Origin of the sequence: Algibacter lectus (assembly GCF_004368925.1) — a bacterium.
In the GTDB taxonomy this organism is placed as follows: Bacteria; Bacteroidota; Bacteroidia; order Flavobacteriales; family Flavobacteriaceae; genus Algibacter; species Algibacter lectus.
This window is the reverse complement of sequence record NZ_SORL01000011.1, coordinates 89189-113777: the sequence shown is the minus strand read 5'-3', so window position 1 is coordinate 113777 and position 24589 is coordinate 89189. Positions and strand designations below refer to the sequence as shown.

Sequence of the window (24589 nt, the reverse complement as noted above, 5' to 3'; positions counted from 1 at the left end):
GATGATTATTATTTTAACTCAATTTTAAATCCTGTAATAGGAATTTCTGTAGCAGTATAAACCGGCATTTTAATGGTTAAACCCGTCTTCGTTTGCTTCCATTTTACTTTATCGGTAGTATTTAATCGTGTTATCGATTTTATCTTATCGCCGTTCTCCAAAGCCAATGCTTTTATAACAACGTCCTTATCGGTAACACTGCACACGTAAGCATAAACAGCTCCGTCTTTTGAGGTAAACCTAACCTCTGGAAAAATAACTTTCGATGTGCCATCGTGTTCGTTATCTTTCATCGTGTTTTTTTCTTCGGAAAACTTAACCTTTCCGTTCTCTTTTGGAGTATCCGCAAGACGTTCTCCTTGCACTTCCCAGGGTTTAGAACCGTAGATTCCTTCTGAATTTTGCTTGATCCACCCTCCCATATCAGCCAAGCGTTCTTGAGCTAAATCTGTAATTTCACCCTTAGCCGTTGGTCCGTTATTCAGTAATAAATTTCCGCCTTTACTTACTATTTCTAATAACTGACGCGTCATTAATTCTGACGATTTATAAATGGTATCATATTCAATATACCCCCAGTTTTTCCCCATGGTAATACAAGCTTCCCAAGGTTCTACTTCCAGGCCATCAACAATTTCTTGCTCTGTCACTTTATAATCACCAAAACCATGTTTAATACGGCTATTTATAATACATTCCGGCTGAAGTTCTAGAATCAATTCTCGTAATTCTTTACTTTCTTCTGGGCTAATTAATTCTGGTGTATCAAACCAAATGACATCAATTTTACCATATTGGGTAAGCAACTCTTTTATTTGCGGTTTCACCTTTCTTTCAAAATAGCGACTGTATACTTTTATATCTTCATCTGGATAATCTACCAAATTACTTCTACCACCTTTAAAAGGCCAATCGGTAGCCACATCGGGATCTTCCCAATCGCGCCCTAATGAATAATAAAACCCAAATTTCATATCGTGTTTATGGCAAGCCGCAACGAGTTCCGCCATAGGATCTTTTGCGTAAGGCGTTCTCTCCTTGATATTATAATCATTAGATGGTGAATCGAACATCGCAAAACCATCGTGGTGTTTTGAGGTGATGATAATATATTTCATACCTGCATTTTTAGCGGTAAGCACCCATTTTTCGGCATCGTAATTAACCGGATTAAAATCATCGGCTATAGTCGCATATTCTTTTAAAGATATTTTTTCATGAATCATGAAATGCTCATTTCCTTTTGCCACATGCCCTTTCCAGTATCCAGCGGTTTGAGAATATAACCCCCAATGCATAAACATACCAAATTTGGCATCTTTCCACCAATCCATTTTGTCAGACGACTGCGCGAAGGCATTCGTGATAAAAATGAATAAAAAACCTAAACTGTAATAAAAATTTCTTCGGAATGTGTTCTGCTTCATTTTATAATAATTTGGATATTTTCTAACAATAAACGCTTACTTGGTTATAAATTCTATGTTGGTTAACTTCACCACCACTGGATTTGGCCAAATTTTATCGTTGTATAATCTTTGTGCTCTACTTATCGATATTTCTAACAAATCTTCATGCTGAATAAATCGAGATGTTGGTGTGTTTTCTGGCCAATACTCCACCACTAAATCGTTTTGCCCAAGTACCGAAATTGTGGTGTTTTCAGTGGATCGCATATTTTTCAATAAAAAGTTTCGTCTAAAACCTTTAAACCAATTTTCTTGTCCGGTAATAAAAACATAAGCCGTGTTATCCTCTTTACCTTTTGTAAACCACATATCGCCATCTTTAACAATGGTTGGCACGGTTCTCACATTTTTAACGCCTTCTTCGTTAACATACATCCATAACGCAATTTCTCTCAATCGCTCCTCTTGTTCTATCGGAATTTCTCCATTAGGTTTCGGACCAATATTCATTAGAAAGTTACCGCCTTTTGCACGGATTTCAATCAGTTTTTCTATTAATTCAGAGCCCTCTTTATAATCTTCATTTGTAGGTTTGTATTGCCATTGCGTACCCATCGTCATACAAGTTTCCCATGGTCCTGGCATGGCGCCTCCTGGGATTTTTTGTTCTGGTGTATTCATCTCACCACGAGTGACTACAATATCTGGTGCAATTTCATGAACATATTGTGCCATAGGCTTCGCCTGAAAGGCATCAAAAAACATAACATCTATAGGACCATAATTATCAATAATCTCTTTAACTTGAGTTTTATCGTATTCAAAAAGTTCTTTATTAGCTGTTACTTGTGTCATTGGGCCTTTTCTAGAAATTAAATGCCCTTGTTTATGGATAAAACTGAAATCTTCTGGAGAAAAATAGATCCCCACTTTTAAATCGAATTTACGCAACGCTTTTACCAATTCCCCAACAATATCTTTTCCGTAAGGCGTATTCATAATGTTGAAATCGGTAGTTTTAGTATCCCACATGCAAAAACCATTGTGGTGTTTTGCTGTAAAAACAACATACTCGGCTCCTACTACTTTAAACAGACGTGCCCACTCTTCAGCATCAAATTTATTGGGATAAAATGTTTTAGGAAGTTCGTTAAAATATTTATTTACATAATCATCTGAAGCTCCAACCAACGAATGACTAATAACACTCCCCAATTGCGAATCCATACTCCAATGCACAAATATACCGAAGCCCATATCCATGAAATCTTCATTAAGTTCGGGCTTATTTTTAAGTTGCGAAAAGGCTGAAAACGTTATTAGTAATATGAGTAGTATCGAAAATTTGAACTTCATAATTATAAATATTATTATTTAAAGACGTTAGACATTTCTAAGATTAATTCACCACCATTTAATAGGTCTTGATGAGAAATACTATAATTTTCAATAGGCTTATTATTCAAACTCACTTTACTAACATAAACATTGGCATCACTATTATTATGCGCTTTTATGCTGAATGTTTTATTTGAATAATAATCTGGATTTAATTGGATAGTAACCTCATCGAATATAGGGCTTCCTATTTGATATTCCGGATTGGTTTCTGTTCCACCATTCATTTGAAACAATCCAATTTTCATAAGCACAGCAAGACTTCCCATTAACCCTTGATCTTCATCTCCATTATAACCCGTGGTAGGATCCAATCCGCTAAACGCTTTATCAACAACGGCACGAGACCAATATTGGGTTAAGTCATTTCGACCCAATTTATTAAATACAAAAGCCGTTTGCATCGATGGTTGATTACCATAGTTTACAGGAATTCTACTATACTCTGGGTGTAATTCTTGTGAATGCGAATTTCCTGCTGTAAATCCAATTTCTTGGGCTGTTTTAAATTGTTGGTTAAGTTTCTCAACTGCTCTATCATTACCGCCCATCAATGTTGCTAAACCTTCTAAATCGTGAGGCACAAACCATGTCGATTGCGCGCCATTAGATTCTATAAAACCATTTTCTGCTTGGTAAGGATCGAAATCTTCTTTCCATACACCTGCTAAGTTTTTAGGACGCATCCAAGTTGATTCAGCATCAAACACATTTTTATAATTGTTAGATCGTTTTATAAAATAATTATAATCGTCATTATGGTTTAGCTTTTTAGCCAACTGCGCTAAAGTCCAATCTTGATACGCATACTCCATGGTCATGCTTGCTCCATCTTGATGACCTCCAAAATCACCATCTGGAATTGGGTAAGGCACATAACCGTTTTCTATATAATATTTTAAACCGCCTCCTAGGTTGGTGTCATGCTCGTAACCAGCTTTTCCCATAATTCCATTAAGCATGTGGTTCTTTTTTAAGGCTTTGTATATACCTTCTAAATCTTCGGTAATAATACCTTTTTGAATAGCAGAAACCATAAATGGTGTAGACGATGCTCCCGTCATCACGTAAGTATAATTCCCTCCAGAAGGCCCACGTGGTACTAAACCACCATCTTTATAATATTGCATTAATGAATGTGCAAAATCGGCCATGATTTCAGGATAAGCAATTCCCCAAAGTGTATTTATTGTCCATTGCGCACCCCAAAATGAATCGGAATTAAAGTGATTAAATTTAGGCTTTCCATTTTCATCCAACGGTAATTGACCTATTCTAAATTCAGCCCCGGTATTATCAGGATATGCACCATTGGCATCGTTTATAATTCTACGCCCCTGCAGTGCATGCCATAAATCGGTATAAAAACGTCTTTGTGCTTGTTCGCTATTTCCTTTTACAGCAATTCGCCCAAGTAACGCATTCCATTCCTCTTTAGAATCATTTACAATTTGGTTGAAGCCCCAATTTGGTAATTCTTCATTTATATTAAGATTTGCATTTTCCACGGAAGTGTACGATATACCAACCTTCATTAAAACGCTCTTTTTATCTTCTTTTAAACTGACGAGGTAATTACCCGTTTCTTCATCTTTTTCTAAAGCATCAATTTCAGTATTCAACTTCACTTTAAAATAAACCGTTAACGGTTTTGGTCGGCGATGTGTTGGTTCCATAACCAAATGCCCCGAAAGTTCGTTTTTATTATTTTGTTCTAAAACCCCATTCGAATTTTCACAAGGTCCCAAAATGGTATTCAAATTAAAAAGAATAGCCGCTTTTTTATTTTCAGGGAAATTATATTGATGTAAACCTACACGTTTTGTGCTTGTAAGCTTAGTTTCTATTTGGTAACGCTCCAACTCTAAACTATGGAAACCAGGTGTTATTTTTTCTTTATTATGACTGAATTTTGAATAAAAATCTTTAAAAATATTACTTTTATTTTCTTCGGAAACAGTAACTGGCATAACAGAAACACCAGACATTTGCCAAGCATGTATATGGCTAAACCCTTTAATAGTATCTGTTTTAAAACGATAACCACTACCCCAAGCGCCTCCAATTTGTGTATCGGGACTTAAATTAACCATCCCAAATGGGCGATTAGCCGACGAGAAGAAAAACCAACGTGAATTTTCGGTATCTAATAACGGATATACTTTTGCTGTATAATCTATAACAGATTCCGTATTTATTTTTAAATCCTGATTTGCATTTTGTTTACAAGAAAACATGGCAACACATACAACACTTAAAATGTAAAATCTGTTCTTAAGGAGGGGATATAACTTCATTATTCTAGGTTTTTAAGGCGTAATTTTATTTAAGTTTTCTTTAATAGCCGATAACATATCGTTAGTAGGAAAACCATTGTTTTGTCTTCTGTTTTTTATAGCGTACCAATCTTTCCATTTATCATCTAAATCACCAGATGCTCTGTGCTTGTAAATAACATCTAATTGCGCTTTAGCCGAAGGAAGCAATGCTTTAGCTTCATTTAAAAACGTTACATTTTTAGATTTTTCGAATTGGTTTTTAAGTTTTGTCATACTATGAAGCGTAGTTTCAAAAGCAATTAAATCATTATATAATTGCGCAGGTAACAACACGTAAGCGTGATAAAAATCGGTAGCTTCTATTTGATAACCTTGCTCTGCTTCCGTTAAAGCTTTCTGTACGTTTTTAGCAACATGCTCTGTAGTTTCATAATCGCCTATAACCCGGTTATAATCAAAAGGAATTGGCGTTTTCCCTGGCCTTCTAATTGGTGCGTTTGATAAATATGAAACCGCCTCACGAATTTCCCACAAATGCTCTACGTAACCTTTACGTCCTTCTTGCGCTTCATGTAAATATTTCATGGAAGCTATAGCGTGATGGGCTGCTGCTTCTGAAAAATATCGGGAAGTCCAGTCCTTGTAAAAAGCATCGGCGTTAAAAGTATCCGGATTATTACAAACGGCACTATAGGCCTCTAGATTTAATAAAAAGGGTCTGAAGTTTTGTCCGTTTACTAAACAAAATTTATCGGCATTATAGGTTTCAAACATCTCTTTCATTATGGTTTCTACCTTGTTTGGATACGGATTATGAACGGTATGATTTAACCAATACCCAGCATGCATATAGGTTCCGAACTCATAATTATCGGTGGTATTTGGTAGATGTTCAAAATCGCCAAACCCATGGTCGGACCAAAGCACCGTCCAGTCTGTTGGCGGTCTAAACCCTTCGTTCCACATTTCCATCCCATCAGAATAGCACACCAATACTTTTGATGCATTAGGTTTATACTCATCTACTAATTTCCCAAAGGCCGCATAGACTTCATTAAAAACGTCAATTTTACTTTCGCCACAAGTACTTTCGTATTTCCAGTCCCAAACTTGATGACGCGGGCGCAGAATAAAAATATCGGTTTTTGCCAATGGTGTTTTTTCAAAATAATAACGCCAAGCATCTAGCCAATCTTCTTTATATGTTTTCCAACAATCGGCTTTATCGGCAGACATAGGGTGAATTTGATATCCCAATGCAAAATCGACCGCGACCTTCATACCTTTTAATTGCGCGTAATCAATCATTTTTTCGATGTAATCAATGTCTATTTGGTAGTCTGGTTTTAGCTTTTTATATTCTGGACGAATAAAGAATTCTGGTCGCCCTAACATATCAAATAACTGGATGGCGTTGTAGCGCATACGCACCAAAGCATCAATCATTTCGGTGTAAGTTTCCCAATCGTATTCTAGTAATTTACCTCGGTAATTTGCCAGCTCGTCCACATCGTTTTCAAAATAAGCTAAAACGGGGACTTTTGGTGGTGCTATAGTTTTTGCTGTGAAGTTAAAAACGGCTTCGTTATCTATTTTACTCGCTGTTTTACCTGTCCAATATTCTAAGGGATCTATACCTAAAACGTCTTTTGAATAATCGTAAATGGCATACTGCAAGCCTTGCAAGTCTGAACCTCCGATAACAATCGCGTTTTTATGATTTTTGTGATTTACTTTTGCCCAAATCCCACCTCGACTTCCGGGTATTTCAGTGGACAAATTAATGTTTTTTTGAATGGCTAACTCTTGGATTAACGCATTTGAAGTTGGTGTTCCTAGAATAAAAACTATACCATGTTCTGGAAAAGCTTCTTTTTCTGAAACGACTTTAACTTCGGAAGTAATTACTTTTTGCAAATCTGTTTTTAAATCATCTATAGTGTTTAATTCTACTTTTGATAAGTTATCGCCAACCACTAAATAGAAAGATTCATCTACTGTTTTTGTACATGAAAAGCATAAAACAACTATTAATAGAATACTTAAAATGTATTTTTTTTTCATGTTTAAAATGGGATTAAAAAGTGATTGCATCTATAATGTAGAGTAAACAAACCTATTTGTTTCTGTTTACTAATTAAGGAATAACTTACAATTATTAAAAATATAGGCAGACATATTCTCGCCTGCCTATATAAACTAACTTAAAACAACTAAATCTTTTAATTTGCTATTAATAATTCGGGTTCTGAGTCATTGTTTCTGGAGAAATCTCAATTTCTTTAATAGGAATTGGACGTAATAAATGTTTTGAAGCGTCGAATGCGCCATGATCAGCATAATGAGGATTATTAGCAAGTTTCTCTTCTAATTTACCCATACGTTTTAGTACTGCCCATCGGTTAGACTCACCAATTAATTCTAAAGCGCGCTCTACTAAAATATTATCTAAATCTACTGTTGTGTAATGATCTGCAACACCTGTAGCACGCTCTCTTACTCTATTTAAATGAAATAAAGCTTGGGTTGTGTTTCCGGCACCTAAAAAGGCTTCGGCTGCTATAAGATGCGTTTCTGCTATTCTAAAAATGAATGTATCCCTTGCTCCACTAGTTTCTGCTGCAAAAATTTCATCATCAAACTTTTTCATGATTGGAAAATTGATAAATGAAGGATTTAAAGAATACTTATAGTTTACACCATCAATATCGGCAGGAACTCCAAATAAATATTGATCTGGTTGATATACCCAGTAACGGTCTAAACGATCTTTAAGCTCGTCTATATCTAGCGTGTTTTTTGGAAAATAAACTAAAGTATCACCAGGATTAATAATGTCATCTGCAAGTCCACTTGCTTCATCGGCCATAATAGTTCTATGGATTGTTACATTTTCTCTACTATCATTATCATCAAATAAAGAATAAAAATATGGCGTTGGCATTAAACTGTTTCCTTTTGTACCGTATGGATTTGCACGACTTACTCCTGGTAAATCAAACACTTGATACATAAAAAGGGAATGCTTATTATTATTACTATCTTCTGAAATCCCTGTATCACTCCATTGTCCTGCGAAAAGAATTTCATCATTTACTTGATTATCATAAGCAAAAACTTCTTCAAAAGACTGGCTTCTAATATCGTAAGAACCAATAGCTGCAACAGCTAAATCAGCAGCTGTTTGAAAATCTGTACTTTCACCAAAATCTAAGTATGCACGCGTTAAATATACTTCTGATAAAACATGTTGTGCGGCTCTTTTAGAAAAACGTCCGGTCTCTGGGTTATCTAACAAATCCGGAATTGCAGCCTCTAGCTCCTCTATAATTAAGGTATAAGTTTCTTGCTCTGTAGATCTTGTATAATTGTTACGGATACTTTGTGGCTCATCTAAATCTAGAACCACTCCACCATACTGCTGTGCCAAGTTAAAAAAGGCTAATGCTCTTAAGGCTCTTGCTTGCGCTATACCATAAGCTTTTTCGCCTAATTTAGCATCACTCCAATTTACTTGAGTTTCATATCTATTAATAGCTGTATTAGCTTTAGAAATTACATCGTAGTTTGCACTCCATACTCCATTTGTTTGCGGTGCATTTAACCCAACATAATCATTAGTACTTGAGGTTGAAAAAATTTCTCCTTGAGTTGTAAAAATATCCGTTCCCTCAAATTTATAACCGTAATTTTGATACACTGATCTTGTAGACGTATAAAGCCCTACTATAAATTGATCTGCAGTACTCTCATCAATAAAGTTCTCACTTGTTATTTGTGTGTATATATCTTCTTCTATATAGTCGTTACAACCACTAAGCAAAAGCGATCCACCTAATATAAGTGCAAAGTATTTTATATTGTTTATTGTTTTCATCTTTAATAAAATTTTAAATTAGTAAGATAACTTAAGTCCGAATAATATCGTTTTTGTTAAATAACCTGAATTATAAGAATTCTGTAATCCTGTTTCAGGATCTGGACCTTTATAATCTGTGAATACAAATGGGTTTTGTATATCTAAAGTTAATCTTAAACTAGACATTCTTAATTTTTCTAAAACATCATCATTAAACTGATATCCTAAACCGATATTACCGATTTTAACAAAACTTAAATCTTCGTAATACCACTCTCCTGGGTGACCGTATTCTGGCGCAGGATACTTAGCATCTGTATTATTAGGTGTCCAATAATCTAATTTTATTTTGTTAAATGTAGCATCATCACCATTATATGGTGCAAAGTGAGAATAAAACTCAGAGTGACCGAAAGATCCTTGTCTTGTATAAACTTGTACAGAGAAGTCTAAGTTTTTATAAGTAAAGGTGTTCGTCATACCTCCAATCCAGTCTGGAGATACTTGACCTAAAACCATTTTATCTTCAGCTCCAATAGTTCCACTATTATCAACATCTCTATATTTATATTGACCAGGGAAAGCACCATAAACAGCCGCTTCAGCTGCTTCGTCTAATTGCCAAATACCATCTACTTGGTAGCTATAAATAGCATCTACAGGCTGCCCTACTTCTAACACACCATGTGTTCCGTAAGTTTCCTTATCTAAATCGCCATCTAGCTCAAGAATTTGATTTTTATTTTTCGCAAAATTGATACTTGTAGACCATTTAAAATCGTCTGTTTTAACATTAACAGTATTTAAAGTAATCTCAATACCTTTATTTTCTACAGAACCATAGTTACCCGTTGCAGTAGAATAGCCTGTAATATTTGATAATGTTTTATCTAAAATAGCATCTACAGTTTTCTTTCTATATAATTCTAAGCCTAAAGTTATTCTGTTTTGTAAAACACCTAAGTTTAAACCTATATTAACCTCTTTAGAGCGTTCCCAAGTTAATTCATAATTAGGCAAACCTGCTACACCAACACCGTTGGTATGTGTATCTCCAAATACGTAATCTGAACCAGATAAAAAGGCTAATGAGCTATAAGAACTAACTGGACTATCATTACCAGATTCACCATAACTTAAACGCATTTTTAAATTGCTTAACCAATCTACGTCTTGTAAAAAATCTTCATCACTCGCTTTCCATGCAAATGCTGCCGACGGAAAAAATGCCCATTTATTATTAACTGCTAATTTTGAAGACCCATCATAACGACCTGTGAAAGTAAATAAATACTTATCGGCAATACTATAATTTAAACGACCTGCAAATGATGATAAAGTTTCTTTTCTATAATTAGTATCATAATCTCTAACATCTAACCCTGCAGCAGTGTTGTAAAATGAATAAGAATCTGTATCAAAATCTCGTGTTTCAATATTACTCCACTCTAATTGATTGTAGTATACAGAAGAAATTAATGTTGCTTTTAAGTTTTGAGTTTCTGTTATATCGAAATCAAAATTTATAATGTTATCCCATGTATAAGATGTTTTAAATGAAGAATCGTAATGAGATTGTATTCTAGCTGGTTCATTTCTTGCTGCTTTAGTATACAAACCTCTATACTCACCAAATCTAGTATTCTTAATATTTGGAGCAAATTGTGTTTTAAAACTTAACCATTCTGTTGGTGCGTAATTTAAAAATACATTAGCAATTACATCCAAAGACTTTGTATTCGTTTTCCAAGCACCTTGCGCATCGTAGTAAGGGTTGGTAAAACGTCCATCTTGATCGTCTGGAAACAAAATTACATTTCCATCAGGATCGAAAGAATTAACTGTTGGCGCTAAACGCAATGTACTTCTAAATAATTCTCTACTTCCTTCTTCTCTTTCAGATAAAGCTAAATATGCTTTTACACCTGCTGTAAATTGATCGGATACTTTTTTAGTTATAGACGCACTTAAGTTGTAACGATCGTAACCTTCTATACCTACAACACCTTCATCACTTAAATACCCTATAGAACCACTATAAGTTAAACCATTTTCACCACCAGACATACCTAAATTATGGCTTGTTTGTATTCCCGCATGACGGTAATCTCCAGCCCAATCTGTATATCTACCATTTGCAGCGTTACTTGCTTCTTCATTAGTAGTTCTTAATTCTCTACTTAAATCTACAACAACATTATTATAATCTTCTACTGTTGGAACATTTCCGTTTTGAAAAAGACCTTTCCAAGCAGTACTTCTTAATGCTTTATCAACAAAATCTACATACTCATCACCATTATACATATCAGGCACATTAGTTGCAGAACGTACACCTAAAGTAGCCTCATACGTAAATACTGTTTTTCCTTCAATACCGTTTTTAGTTGTAATAATTACAACACCATTAGCACCTCTTGCACCATATATTGCTGTTGCAGATGCATCCTTTAAAACATCCATTTGTTGAATATCGGCAGGATTTAAAATATTAATATCATCGAAAAAGATACCATCTACTACATATAAAGGTTTAGATAAATCGTCTGCGGCACTATCACTAATACCATCACGACCACCGTCGGTATTTTTAATTACTGTATTACCTCTAATGTCTATAGATAATGGAGCTCCAGGCTTATTACTTAATGTTCTAACATCCACACCCGCAATTCTACCTTGCATAGCCTGACCAATATCTGTTTTCTTTTGCTCTGTAAGCGCTTTAGTATCTAAAGACTCAACAGCTCCCGTTAAATCGGTACGTTTTACGGATCCATATCCAATAACAACCACTTCATCAAGTTGAGCGGCATCTTCTTCTAACTTCACATTTAATGATCCTTGTCCTTTATATGTAAGTTCTTTTGTTACAAACCCAATAAAAGAGAAAGTAATTACATCTCCACTTTTCGCATTAAGTTGAAAATTCCCATCGAAATCTGTGGCGGCTCCATTCGATGTTCCTTTTATAATGACGTTCACTCCCGGGATAGGCACATTTTGACTATCGGTTACTACGCCTGACACTTTAGATTGCGACCAAGAGGCACTCGCATAACCTATCAATAAGGTTACTAATAAGAGTTTTAGTTTTTCCATATTATTATTTAGTATTAGTTATACCGCTAATTTATAGTTAAACATTTGTTAATAGATGGACTTATTAATCCAAATTATGGATACAATCATCAAATAAAAAAGAAATTAAAACTTAACAATCCCAATATATACGGGAGACAAAACATGTTTTTATATGGTCAATTCGTCCATTAGTCTGAATAAAGTGTCCATTTAACATTAATGAAAAAAAAGTATCTTAGTAGAATAATAACTAAGCTTAATTAAAATGAAAAAGACCCTTTTTTATAGCAAAGTATTTCTTGTTGCTATAGTATCTGTATTATTTAGTTGTAAAGAAACGCCAACAGACACCACACCTTGGCAACCTTTATTTGATGGAGAAACCCTTAACGGCTGGCATCAATTAGGAGGTACAGCAGTATACACCGTTCGCGACCAATCTATCGTTGGAACTACGGTACATAACACACCAAATTCTTTTTTAACTTCAGATAAAATGTATGGAGATTTTATTCTCGAATTGGATTACAAAGTAGATTCTACAATGAATTCTGGAATTCAAATTAGAAGTAATAGCATACCTACTTATAGAGACGGACGTGTTCATGGTTATCAAGTTGAAATCGATCCATCTAAAAGAGCTTGGAGTGCTGGTATTTACGACGAGTCTCGTCGTGGCTGGTTAAACACTATGGAAAACAACCCTGAAGCTCAAAAAGCTTTCAATCAAAACGATTGGAATCACTACCGTATTGAAGCTATTGGTGATACTTTAAAAACATGGATAAACGATGTTCCTGCATCTTATTTAATAGATGATAAAACAGCAAGCGGATTTATTTGCTTACAAGTACATGGAATTCATGCTGATAAAAAAGAAGGCACAGAAATTGTTTGGAAAAACATTAAAATATTAACTGATAACCTTAGTGAGTATTCTAAAAAATCTTCTCTAGAACCTATTATTACTAAAAACCAGCTAACTATAGATGAAAAGAAAAAAGGATGGAAATTACTTTGGGATGGAAAAACGACTAACGGATGGCGCGGTGCCAAACTTGAAGAATTTCCTGAAAGTGGTTGGCAAATTGAAGATGGCGTTTTAAGTGTATTAGCATCTGGAGGAGCTGAATCTACTGCAGGTGGCGATATTGTAACCACAGAACAATTTGGGGATTTTGAATTAACAGTAGATTTTAAATTAACACCTGGTGCAAATAGTGGTATTAAATATTATGTAGATACTAATATCAATAAAGGAGCAGGTTCTTCAATTGGTTTAGAATACCAAATTTTAGACGATGCTTTACATCCTGATGCTAAACTAGGTAATCATGATGGTAGTAGAACGGTAAGTTCTTTATACGATTTAATTCAAGCAGACGTAAACAAACCTATTCACCCAATTGGCGAATGGAATACAGCATATATTATTTCTAAAAACAACCACGTAGAACATTGGTTGAACGGAACAAAGGTTTTAGAATACGAAAGAAAAAGCGATGACTACAAAAAGTTAGTGTCAGAAAGTAAATATGCCAAATGGCCTAATTTTGGCGAGTTAGATAAAGGAGAGATATTACTTCAAGATCACGGAGATTTAGTATCCTTTAAAAATGTAAAAATTCGTCCTATCAACTAAATTTTAACCACCACAACAAAACATTATGAGTTCTAATAGAAGAGATTTCTTAAAAAAAACAGCTTTAGGTGCCGTTGGAGTAACATTGGCCTCTAACAGTATAAATGCCATGTCGGCAAAAAGTTATTCAAAAATCATTGGTTCTAACGACCGCATCAATGTAGCAATACAAGGTTTAGGCCGTCGCTATGGTGCATACATGTCTGCCATTGCTGATAAAAACAATAATATTGAATTGAGCTATTTATGCGACGTCATGAAAAGCCAACGTGATAAAGCAGCAATTGAAGTATCTAAAAAACTAGGTAAAACACCTAAATTAGAAAACGACATCCGTAAAATTCTAAACGATAAAGATGTAGATGCTGTTTTTATGGCCACTCCAGATCACTGGCACGCACCTGGTGCTTGTATGGCTATGCAAGCAGGTAAAGATGTTTACTTAGAAAAGCCTTGTAGTCACAACCCAAAAGAGGGTGAGTTACTTGTTGCTTATCAACAAAAATATAATAAAATTGTGCAAATGGGGAACCAACAACGTTCGTCTTCACAATCACAAGAAGTCATAAAAGCCATTCACGAAGGTGTTATTGGTGATGTGTATAATGCCATTGCTTTTTACACAAGTAAACGTGGGCCAGTACCTCATCAGAAAAAAACAGCTCCGCCAGAAGGTTTAGATTGGGATTTATTTCAAGGGCCAGCACCAAGAAGAGAGTATACAGATGATACTTGGAACTACAACTGGCATTGGTACGGTTGGGATTATGGCACTGCAGAAATGGGAAATAATGCCACACACGAACTAGATATTGCACGTTGGGCACTAGATGTTAAGTACCCAGAGCATGTAGATGTTAAATCTGGTAAATTCCATTATAAAGATGATGGTTGGGAAATGTACGATACTATGGAAGCTACATTTCGTTTTGCAGGCAATCGTTCTATTCAATGGGATGGTCGCAGTAGAAATGGTTACGACAAATACGGTGCTGGTCGTGGTACACTAGTTTACGGTTCTAACGGTTCTGCTTTTATAGATCGTGATGGTTATAAACTATTTGATATTAAAGGAAAAGAGCAAAAAAACAATATTGTAACAGGTATAGAAGATGGAAACGCACTAGGTGGTGGCGGCCAACTTTCTAAAGCACATACGGTTAACTTTTTTGATGCTATTAGAGGTAAAGCCCCATTAACATCGCCTATAGAACAAGGCGCTATTAGTCAGATGTTAACGCACTACGCAAATATTGCACACAGAATTGATGATGCTTTTGAAGTTGATGAAACTACCGGACGTATTTACAATAGAGAAGCTATGAAACTTTGGTCTAGAACTTACGAACCAGGTTGGGATATTAAACCAGTATAAATACAAAAATAAAACCTCGGGACTCTTGTCTCGAGGTTTCTGCTTAAATTACCGTTTCTGTGGAAACAGGAATTTAAAAAATATTGAAATGAAAAGAAGAGATTTTATAATCAAAGGAGCAATAGCTTCTGCTGCAGTTACTACTTCGGCCGCAGCCATGACCAATGTATTTGATTTTAAACACGCAAACGACACTTTAAACATAGGAATTATTGGCACCGGAGATCGAGGCACTGGTCTTTCGGCTAACATTAATTCTATCAAGAATTTTAATATCCTTGGCTGCTGTGACACCTTGCCTTTTAGATTAGAAAATGGTTTAAAAGCAGCAAAAGGAACAGCTAAGGGCTACACCGATTACCGTAAACTTTTAGATATTAAAGATATTGATGCTATTTTGGTTTCTACTCCATTTAGCACACATTCCAAAATTGCTATGGATGCTCTAGATGCTGGCAAACATGTGTATTGCGAGAAAACTATGGCTAAAGGTTTTGGAGGCATTCAAGATTTGGTTAATAAAGTCGATCAATCCAATCACGTATTTCAAACTGGACATCAATACCACAGTTCTAGACTTTACACCCATGTTGTAGATTTAATAAAAGCAGGTAAAATAGGAAAGATTTCTGCTTTTGAATGCCAATGGAACCGACACGGAAACTGGAGACGTCCTGTACCAAGTCCTGAATTAGAAAAACAAATTAACTGGCGTATGTATCGCGAGTTTTCTGGTGGTTTAGTAGCCGAACTTTGCTCGCATCAAATAGATTTCGCGAACTGGGTCTTAGGCGAAACTCCTAACCAAGTTATGGGTACCGGTGGTGTAGATTACTATAAAGATGGTAGAGAAACTTACGATAATATTCATTTAATATATAATTACCCAAGCGGTGTAAAAGCTAAATTTACTTGCCTCACTAGCAATGCTAAAGACGGTTACCAAATAAAAGTAATGGGCGATAAAGGCACCATTATTTTAAGCTACACCAAAGCATGGTTTTTCCCAGAAGGTGGGAAGAAAAAAGAATTAGGTATTGTAGATGGCGTATCTGGCGCCACTGTAAAATGGGAAAAAGGATTAGGAATTCCTATTACTGTAGATCATAAAGAGCCTAGTCTACAAGCTTTAATCGATTTTAAAGATAGTATTACAAACAACAGCAAACCTATTTCCGATATTAAAACGGGTGCTAATACAGCTATCTGTGTTCAAATGGGCTTAGAAGCAATGTACACCAACAGCATTATTAAACAAGATGAATTTAAAGGCTTTAAATTTTATGAATAAATATATTTTATGTCTATTTACCCTAGTGGCTTTTTCAAGCTTAGGTGCTCAAACTTCTACTAAAGATCTCGATTTAGAGACGACTTTAATCAAACCACAACGGATTATTAAAATTAGTGATTCGCACTATTTTATTGACTTCGGAAAGGCCTTTTTTGGAAATGTAGAAATTACATCAAACGTGAGTCAAAACGATTCTTTAATTATTCATTTAGGTGAAAAATTAGATGGCGAATTTCATATTGATAGAGATCCCGGAAAAAACATTCGTTACAGAACCTCGAAGTTAAACACATTAGTAGCAAACCAAACTGTAACTCCAGAAATACAAGCTTATAAAAGGAATACAACAGGCGCTGCAATTATGTTACCAGAAGATATTGGAGCCATTATTCCGTTTCGTTATTGCGAAATTGAAAATCTAAAAGTTCCTATTGAGTCTATTGAAATCAAGCAAAAAGCACTTCATTTTAAATTTAATGATGATGCCAGCGCTTTCTCTTCATCAGACCCTATTATGGATTCTATTTGGGAACTTTGTAAACATACCATAAAAGCTACGAGCTTTACCGGGTATTACGTTGATGGAGATCGGGAGCGTATTCCTTACGAGGCTGATGCTTATATCAATCAACTAAGTCATTATAGTGTGGATAACGAGTATTCTATGGCGCGCCGCACAAATGCTTATTTTATAGACAATCCTACTTGGCCAACCGAATGGTTGTTACACACTGTACTTATGTTTCATGCCGATTACATGTACACAGGAGATATTGAGCCACTTAAACAAAACTACGAGAATTTAAAGCTTAAAACTTTAATGGATTTAGAACGTGCCGATGGTTTAATAAGTTCTAAATCGCCCAACCTAACCAAAGATTTAATGTCGAAATTAGGTTTCAAAAAAGCAAATGATAAGCTTAAAGATATTATAGATTGGCCACCTGCACAAAAAGATACCGGTTGGAAACTTGCAACACCAGAAGGTGAACGCGATGGTTACGAAATTGTAGATGTAAATACTGCTGTAAATGCGTTTTACTATTATAATTTAAAGTTAATGACTGAAATTGCAACCGTACTTAATAAAACTGAAGATGCTGAATTCTATAAGAAGAAAGCCAAACTTGTAAAAGCAACTATAAACAGCAAACTATTCGATGCTAAAAAAGGTTATTATATCGACGGTGAAGGCTCTACACACTCGGCTTTACACGCCAACATGTTACCGTTGGCTTTCGATTTAGTACCAGAAGAACACGTAGCAACAGTTGCTGAGTTTGTAAAATCTCGTGGTATGGCTTGTAGCGTTTATGGTGCTCAATATTTATTGGAAGGTTTATACAAAAATAACGAGGCGGAATACGCATCAAGTTTAATATCAAACACTGAAGGTGATAGAAACTGGTGGAACATGATACAGGTAGGCTCTACAATGACTTTGGAAGCTTGGGATGTAAAATACAAACCCAATGCCGATTGGAATCACGCTTGGGGAACTGCGCCGCTTAATGCTATTACAAGATACATGTGGGGTATTAAACCAAAAATGGCTGGTTTTAAAGTTGCTGACATTAATCCACAATTAGCTGGCTTAACTTTTACGTCTATTAAAGTGCCTACCAAACAAGGTTTTATTTTAGCTGAATACAAACAAGAATCGAACCAAAATGATGTTTATACTGTGACGATTCCGGAAAATATGACGGCAGAATTCACACTTCCTAAAAACTTCAAAAAGGTTTCTTTAGATAACAAAAAACTAAAAGGAAAATCTTTATTTTTAACGCTTGAAAGCGGAACGCATCATATAAACATAGCTTACTAAGCATCTTATGAAATTAAAAAAACATCTATTTATTCCTTTTTTATTATTAGCCTTTTTTCAATTTACAATAAGCTTTTCGCAAGAATTAAAACCTGCTAGCTTATTTTCAGATGGTATGGTTTTACAACGCGACATACCAGTTCCTGTTTGGGGTACAGCAAAACCTAACTCAAAAATCACGGTGACTTTTGCTAACCAAAAACAGAAAACAAAAGCTGATAATAACGGAAAATGGATGTTAAAATTAGATCCATTAAAAGCATCTAAAATCGCCAGAGACTTAGTAATTTCTGGTGATTCTAAAGTAATTATATCTAACATTTTAGTTGGAGAAGTTTGGATTTGCTCAGGCCAATCTAACATGCAGTTTAATGTGAATAATGTTCCTGAAATAAAATCACTTATTCCGTTTACAAAAAATATTAGAACCTTTCAGGTTAAAAATATAGTATCACTAGAAGAACAAGATGACGTTACCGGAACATGGAAAGTAACCAACCCGAGCAGCGCTGTTGCTTTCGGTTTTGCTTACTTTTTAGAAAGTATTGGCGATGTGCCTGTTGGAATTATTTTATCCTCTTGGGGAAGTTCTTCTCTAGAAGCATGGATGCCAAGAAGCATGACCGAAGAATTACCGTATTTTAAGACCATAATGGACGATTTTGATAAAGATACAGCAACTCAAAACCGACTTTTAGAAGCTATAAACTCACCAAAAGGCTGGAACATTAAAGAAGATATCTTTATGAGACGTCAACCTAATGTGGTATATAATGCCATGATGAAGCCTCTAGCGCCTTACGCATGTCGTGGACTCGTTTGGTATCAAGGTGAGCGTAACACACGTTATATTTCGGGTGTGCCAGAAGTTACCGAAGCCAATTGGTTTCATAAGGTTGCCGGTATGAAAGAGTATGGTGATATTTTAAAACTTTGGATTCAGAATTACAGAAAAACATGGCAAAACGATAACATGCACTTCGCTGTAGTAATGCTGCCAGGATATGGAAAAGGCACACATGCTAGCCCAAATATTGATTCTAAAAGTCCTACTGCAGAATCTTGGGCATGGATGCGCGAATCTCAATTAAAAGTTTTAGACTTACCAAATACGAGTGTAACAAACACCATAGATTTAGGTAGTGAAACCAATATTCATCCTACTGATAAATTTCCTATTGGGCAACGTTTAGCACTTTCCGCAGCTAAACATACATTAAATCAAAATATAGTTGCAGAAGGCCCTGTTTTGGATCAAGTTGAAATAGAAAACAATAGCTTAATAGTTCATTTTAAAAACAGTAAAGGTTTAAAAACCAACAATAGAAAAGCACCTGAAGGTTTTTGGATTGCAGACGAATCTTTAAACTGGAAAATAGCAGACGCTAAAATAGAAGGTGAAACAGTTATTCTTGAGAATAAAGACGTTAAGAATCCTGAATTTATCAGGTATGCTTTCGCAGGAAAACCAGATGTTAACTTAGTTAATGGAGCTAATTTACCTGCATATCCTTTTAGAACAGATGTTGATGTAAAATAATTATAATTCTAGAACCAATTTTCGATAATTGCTTTTTCAGTATTTGGATTTCCTTTATGAATAAACTCATTTTTAAAGGCGTTATACTCATAATCTTTACTCCAAGCCTCATGGTTTTTCGAAACCTGATCAATAGCATCGCAAATAAAAGTAACCTCAGCGTTTGTTAAGGTTGGATGGATAGACATTCTAATCCAGCCTGGACGCTCCATTAAACAGCCTTCCAAAATTTTTACTTCTATAGATTTTGATGTGCTTTCATCTACATTTAATAAGTAATGCCCATAAGTTCCAGCACAAGAGCAACCACCTCTAGTTTGCACACCAAAGCGATCGTTTAAAAGTTTTACAATTAAATTATAGTGTGCCTTTTCAATATAAAAAGAAAACACCCCTAACCTATCGGTATGTTCTGGTGCTAAAATTTTAAGGTTTTCTATAGAAGAAAGCTTATCGAAAATTATAGCATTGAGTTCATGTTCGCGATCCAAAATATTTTGAACTCCCATTTTTTCTTTCAACTGAATAGAAAACGCAATTTTTATGGTTTGTAAAAACCCAGGAGTTCCTCCATCTTCTCGCGTTTCTATATCGTCAATATAATCATGATCGCCCCAAGGATTAGTGTAACTCACCGTTCCTCCACCTGGGTTATCTGGCACTAAATTTTTATAAAGTTTTTTATTAAAAACTAATACTCCGGAAGTTCCCGGACCACCCAAAAATTTATGAGGAGAAAAGGTAATGGCATCTAGATATTGTTCCTCATCTTCAGGATGCATATCAATATCAACATAAGGTGCCGAACATGCAAAATCTACAAAGCATAGCCCATTGTTTTGATGCATAATTTTAGCAACATCATAATATGGGGTTCTTATACCTGTAACGTTAGAACAACCGGTAATAGCTGCAATTTTTACGGGAACATGGCTATATTCTACCAACAACTTCTTTAAGCCCTCTAAACATGGTAAACCGTTGGCATTAGAAGGAATTACTTTTACACGAGCTATAGTCTCTAACCATGAGGTTTGATTGGAATGATGCTCCATATGCGACACAAAAATTATTGGTCGTTTTTCTTCCGGAACTTCCGTACTATCCTTTAAATTCTCGTTTAATTTAATACCTAAAATACGCTGAAACTTATTAATAGCACCTGTCATTCCTGTTCCAACCGTAATCAAAACATCGTCTTTAGAGGCATTAACATGCTTTTTTATGATAGCTCTAGCATCGTGATAAGCATGCGTCATTACGCTACCTGTTATAGAGGTTTCGGTATGTGTGTTGGCCACAAAAGGCCCAATATCATTTAGTAATTTTTCTTCAATAGGTCGGTATAATCGTCCGCTTGCTGTCCAATCGGCATAAATTATTTTTTTCTTACCGTAAGGAGAATCAAAATACAAATCGACACCAACAACATTATTTCTAAATTGCTCAAAATATGCTTCTAAATTACTGTGTTGATTTTTGATTTTGGAAACACTTTTTAAGACATCCATTGTTGAAAATTAAAATGATTTAGATTGAAATACTTTAAACTCTAGAAATTTATATATCTAAAGAATTAAACAATGTTTTTAATTGTGGATTCGATGGTCTTGGCGCATCGGCCTTAACAACGTTACCTTGTGGATCGATTAATATAAACCTTGGAATACCCGTTACATTGTAAGCTGTTACAAAAGAACGATCGTCTTTAGCAAATAACTGTACACCACCTAACTGTTTTTCTTCAACCATAGTACGCCATTTACTGTGTGCTCTTTGATCGTCTACAGAAATGCTTACAAACTCAATATTTTTACCATGATATTCTTTTTCAACAGCTTTTAACGATGGAATCTCTGCTAAACAAGGTCCGCACCATGTTGCCCATAAATCTATATAAACATATTTTCCTTTTAAATCATCTAAAGATGTGCTACCACCATTGTAGTTTTCGTAATCTACAAATTTTGGAGAAGCTTTACCATTTAACCCCATTAAGCCTTGTTTTTGCTTATACATACTATGCAACTGTTTTTCTAAACTTATCGCATCGTTTTGCTCACTTACCACAAATAACGAATCTAAATCTCCTGCTTTATCAAGTAAATCTTTAAACGTTTTATTACTTTCTTTCACTTTTTCATTAAAAGCAGTTTCATCTAACTCAAACCAAGTTTCAATATCAAAAACCTCTTCCATAAGCAATGCTTTTTCAGCTAAATAATTACTGGCCTCTGCTCCTGTTCCTTCAAATTTAATGGTTTCATCAAAAGCTTTAGTATCTAACTTCATCTTTAAATCGTAACCATTTTTTAAATATACACGTGCTTGTTCTGCTCCATCATAAACTAAGAATACACCAGGCTCTACTTTTAAAGTATCAGAGAATGTTCCGTCGGCTTTCACTTGAATTACTTTTGAAACGGTACGGCTTCTTACTAATAAAGAATCGGAATTTTGATTTGCAATTGTTCCAGAAAATGTAACATAATCTTTTGGCGCTTCTTCTTTACATGCTGTAAATACTAAACCTATTAATAATACGTAAATAAAATTCTTCATCTGTTATTTTTTAAATTTTGAAATTCCTGTTTCTAGCCAATTATGATAATCTTCTACATTTGGTGTATAACTTACTGGATCCAATAAATTGTCTTCATTATGATCCATAAGCACGTAGAATGGTTGTGTATTGGCTTTATATTTAATGGTTTGAAGTTCGCTCCATTTCTGACCAATATACTTCAATTTTTTACCCGGTTTTAATTTTGAATCAACCACATCGCCAGCTTCCAACGGACGTTTATCATCAACATATAGCGATATTAATACCACATCGTTTTTTAAAATATTTAAAATCTCTGGTTTTGGCCAAACGTTTTGTTCCATTTTTCGGCAATTTACACAAGCCCAACCCGTAAAATCAATCATTACTGGTTTCCCTACTTTTTTAGCATAAGCCAAACCGGTATCATAATCATTAAAAGCTAAAATATCGTGTGGCGCTAATAAATGTGCTCCTTCTGGTAAATCTCCATGATCGTTGAGCGCGGAAGATCCGGTACCCAATCTTGTATAACCAACACCATACGGCGATTCGCTATAATCTTGTGGTGGCGGAAAAGCACTTATTAAATTTAATGGTGCGCCCCATAATCCAGGAATCATATAAATAGTAAAAGTTAAAACCACTAAACCTAAACTCAACCTACCAACTGAAATGTGCGGTAATGGCGAATCGTGTGGTAATTGAATTTTTCCGAAAAGGTATAAGGCTAATGTTCCAAAAATGGCAATCCAAATTGCGATAAACACTTCGCGCTCTAATAAATGACCTTGCATTACTAAATCGGCTTGCGATAAAAATTTAAAGGCTAAAGCCAACTCCAAAAATCCTAAAACCACTTTTACGGTGTTTAACCAACCACCAGATTTTGGTAATGAATTTAACCAACCCGGGAATGCTGCAAATAAAGCAAAAGGTAATGCAATGGCTAACGAGAACCCGAACATACCAACTATTGGAGCTAAGCCTCCTTTAGATGCTGCCTCTACCAACAAGGTTCCAACAATGGGTCCCGTACAAGAGAACGACACAATAGCTAAAGCTAAAGCCATAAAGAATATACCTATTAACCCGCCACGATTGGCTTGAGAATCTACTTTATTAGCCCAAGAATTAGGTAGCATAATTTCGAACGCTCCTAAAAACGACGTTGCAAACACCACTAATAATATAAAGAAAATAATATTAAACCATACGTTGGTAGCTAATGCATTTAAAGCATCGGCTCCAAAAATACCGGTTACGGCAGTACCAAGTAAAACGTAAATTACAATAATACAGACACCATAAATAATGGCGTTTTTAATTCCAACGGCTTTATTTTTACTTTGTTTAGTGAAGAAACTCACCGTCATAGGAATCATTGGGAAAACACATGGGGTTAACAAGGCTGCAAACCCTGATAGAAAAGCTATAAAAAAGATACCCCAAAGTCCTTGCTTAGAACTAGACTCGGTAGATTTAATAGCATTATCCTGAACGTTCTCTGCGGTTTTAGCAGCTGCATTTTCTGAAATTATAAAATTTAAATCAACTTCTGTTGGAGGCAAACAACGAGAATCGTCGCAAACCATAAATTCAACAAAAGCATTTATTGTAGAAACACCTTCGGTAACTTTTACTTTTTGCTTAAATGTTGCTGTTTTTTCAAAGAATTTAATTTCCATTTGAAAAACAGGGTCGTCGATAGTATGGCCTTCTTCTTCAAAAGTATTTCCTATTATTTTAAATTGTCCTTCGCTATCATCATAAGTAAACGTTGTTGGTATGGGACCATCTTGAGGTACCGCTTGAGAATACAAATGCCATCCATTGTCTATAGTTGCTTTGGAAATTAATTGATATTCGGTATCAGACAATTTTTCAACAGAAGTTTCCCATTTAACAGGCTCTAAAACCTGAGCTTGCCCAAATAAAAAGGATATTAGTGCTAAAAATAAAATTACTTTCTTCATTCCTCAAATTTATTATTAATTATGTAATAGTCTCTAGTTTTTGTATTTCTTTCAAAAAAGCATCAATATTAAACATTTACTTCGTTTTATACCGTACTATTTTCAAACTACAAAAACTACATGTGCTATAATGACCAAAAAACACGTCATTACCCTTAGTTAAATTCTGTTAAAATTTAAAAATTGGGTTACATTAAGACATCATTACATCTATTTTCGGTCGAAATTTACAACATATTTTAAATGAATTTTCAAAGATTATAAAACTTTAACACCCGCAACATCTAAACTGTGCCATACATAGATTTTTAGCAGTAAAACCAAGCTATAATTAAAACTTAAAACAAAAAAAACGTTCAC

14 protein-coding genes are annotated in these 24589 nt (G+C 35.0%); 5 read left to right on the top strand and 9 right to left on the bottom strand.

Annotated elements, in window-relative coordinates; all coding sequences use genetic code 11:
• Window positions 1-8 precede the first annotated feature (8 nt).
• The 6 genes from DFQ06_RS15625 to DFQ06_RS15600 all read right to left on the bottom strand — a co-directional run bounded on the left by DFQ06_RS15625 (window position 9) and on the right by DFQ06_RS15600 (window position 12047).
• On the bottom strand, window positions 9-1427 hold the full coding sequence (locus DFQ06_RS15625; protein ID WP_133968744.1) for an alpha-L-fucosidase: 1419 nt from the start codon (window positions 1425-1427) through the stop codon (window positions 9-11).
• Between the two features lie 36 nt (window positions 1428-1463).
• The gene (locus DFQ06_RS15620) at window positions 1464-2765 is read right to left on the bottom strand and encodes an alpha-L-fucosidase (protein ID WP_133968742.1); all 1302 of its coding nucleotides are present in this window, start codon (window positions 2763-2765) and stop codon (window positions 1464-1466) included.
• A 14-nt stretch (window positions 2766-2779) separates the two neighbouring features.
• Window positions 2780-5104, bottom strand: coding sequence for a GH92 family glycosyl hydrolase (locus tag DFQ06_RS15615; RefSeq protein WP_133968739.1), 2325 nt, complete (start codon window positions 5102-5104; stop codon window positions 2780-2782).
• A 12-nt stretch (window positions 5105-5116) separates the two neighbouring features.
• Window positions 5117-7150 (bottom strand): glycosyl hydrolase 115 family protein, encoded by a 2034-nt coding sequence (locus DFQ06_RS15610; RefSeq protein ID WP_159140093.1) that lies wholly within the window; start codon window positions 7148-7150, stop codon window positions 5117-5119.
• Window positions 7151-7319: 169 nt separating this feature from the next.
• On the bottom strand, window positions 7320-8963 hold the full coding sequence (locus tag DFQ06_RS15605; RefSeq protein WP_042497973.1) for a RagB/SusD family nutrient uptake outer membrane protein: 1644 nt from the start codon (window positions 8961-8963) through the stop codon (window positions 7320-7322).
• Window positions 8964-8981: 18 nt separating this feature from the next.
• Window positions 8982-12047: a SusC/RagA family TonB-linked outer membrane protein gene (locus DFQ06_RS15600; protein WP_133968735.1), complete on the bottom strand. Its 3066-nt coding sequence runs from the start codon at window positions 12045-12047 to the stop codon at window positions 8982-8984.
• A gap of 247 nt (window positions 12048-12294) precedes the next feature.
• On the opposite strand from DFQ06_RS15600, the gene DFQ06_RS15595 reads away from it, so the two are divergent.
• The 5 genes from DFQ06_RS15595 (at window position 12295) to DFQ06_RS15575 (ending at window position 19708) form a co-directional block, all read left to right on the top strand.
• The gene (locus DFQ06_RS15595) at window positions 12295-13671 is read left to right on the top strand and encodes a 3-keto-disaccharide hydrolase (RefSeq protein ID WP_133968733.1); all 1377 of its coding nucleotides are present in this window, start codon (window positions 12295-12297) and stop codon (window positions 13669-13671) included.
• 25 nt (window positions 13672-13696) lie between these two features.
• Window positions 13697-15046: a Gfo/Idh/MocA family protein gene (locus tag DFQ06_RS15590; protein WP_133968731.1), complete on the top strand. Its 1350-nt coding sequence runs from the start codon at window positions 13697-13699 to the stop codon at window positions 15044-15046.
• Between the two features lie 88 nt (window positions 15047-15134).
• Window positions 15135-16337 (top strand): Gfo/Idh/MocA family protein, encoded by a 1203-nt coding sequence (locus DFQ06_RS15585; protein WP_133968729.1) that lies wholly within the window; start codon window positions 15135-15137, stop codon window positions 16335-16337.
• On the top strand, window positions 16330-18168 hold the full coding sequence (locus DFQ06_RS15580; protein ID WP_159140092.1) for an alpha-L-rhamnosidase-related protein: 1839 nt from the start codon (window positions 16330-16332) through the stop codon (window positions 18166-18168). The genes DFQ06_RS15585 and DFQ06_RS15580 overlap by 8 nt, the downstream gene beginning before the upstream one ends.
• A gap of 7 nt (window positions 18169-18175) precedes the next feature.
• Window positions 18176-19708, top strand: a complete 1533-nt coding sequence (locus DFQ06_RS15575) for a sialate O-acetylesterase family protein (protein WP_133968724.1) — start codon at window positions 18176-18178, stop codon at window positions 19706-19708.
• An 8-nt stretch (window positions 19709-19716) separates the two neighbouring features.
• On the opposite strand, the gene DFQ06_RS15570 is transcribed toward DFQ06_RS15575, so the two are convergent.
• From DFQ06_RS15570 to DFQ06_RS15560, 3 genes are read right to left on the bottom strand one after another with little or no spacing between them, the layout of a single operon-like run.
• Entirely contained in the window at window positions 19717-21219 is a 1503-nt protein-coding gene (locus tag DFQ06_RS15570) for an aminotransferase class V-fold PLP-dependent enzyme (protein ID WP_133968722.1), read from the bottom strand.
• Window positions 21220-21268: 49 nt separating this feature from the next.
• The gene (locus DFQ06_RS15565; protein ID WP_133968720.1) at window positions 21269-22270 is read right to left on the bottom strand and encodes a TlpA family protein disulfide reductase; all 1002 of its coding nucleotides are present in this window, start codon (window positions 22268-22270) and stop codon (window positions 21269-21271) included.
• Between the two features lie 3 nt (window positions 22271-22273).
• The gene (locus tag DFQ06_RS15560; protein ID WP_133968718.1) at window positions 22274-24229 is read right to left on the bottom strand and encodes a protein-disulfide reductase DsbD family protein; all 1956 of its coding nucleotides are present in this window, start codon (window positions 24227-24229) and stop codon (window positions 22274-22276) included.
• Window positions 24230-24589: the final 360 nt, after the last annotated feature.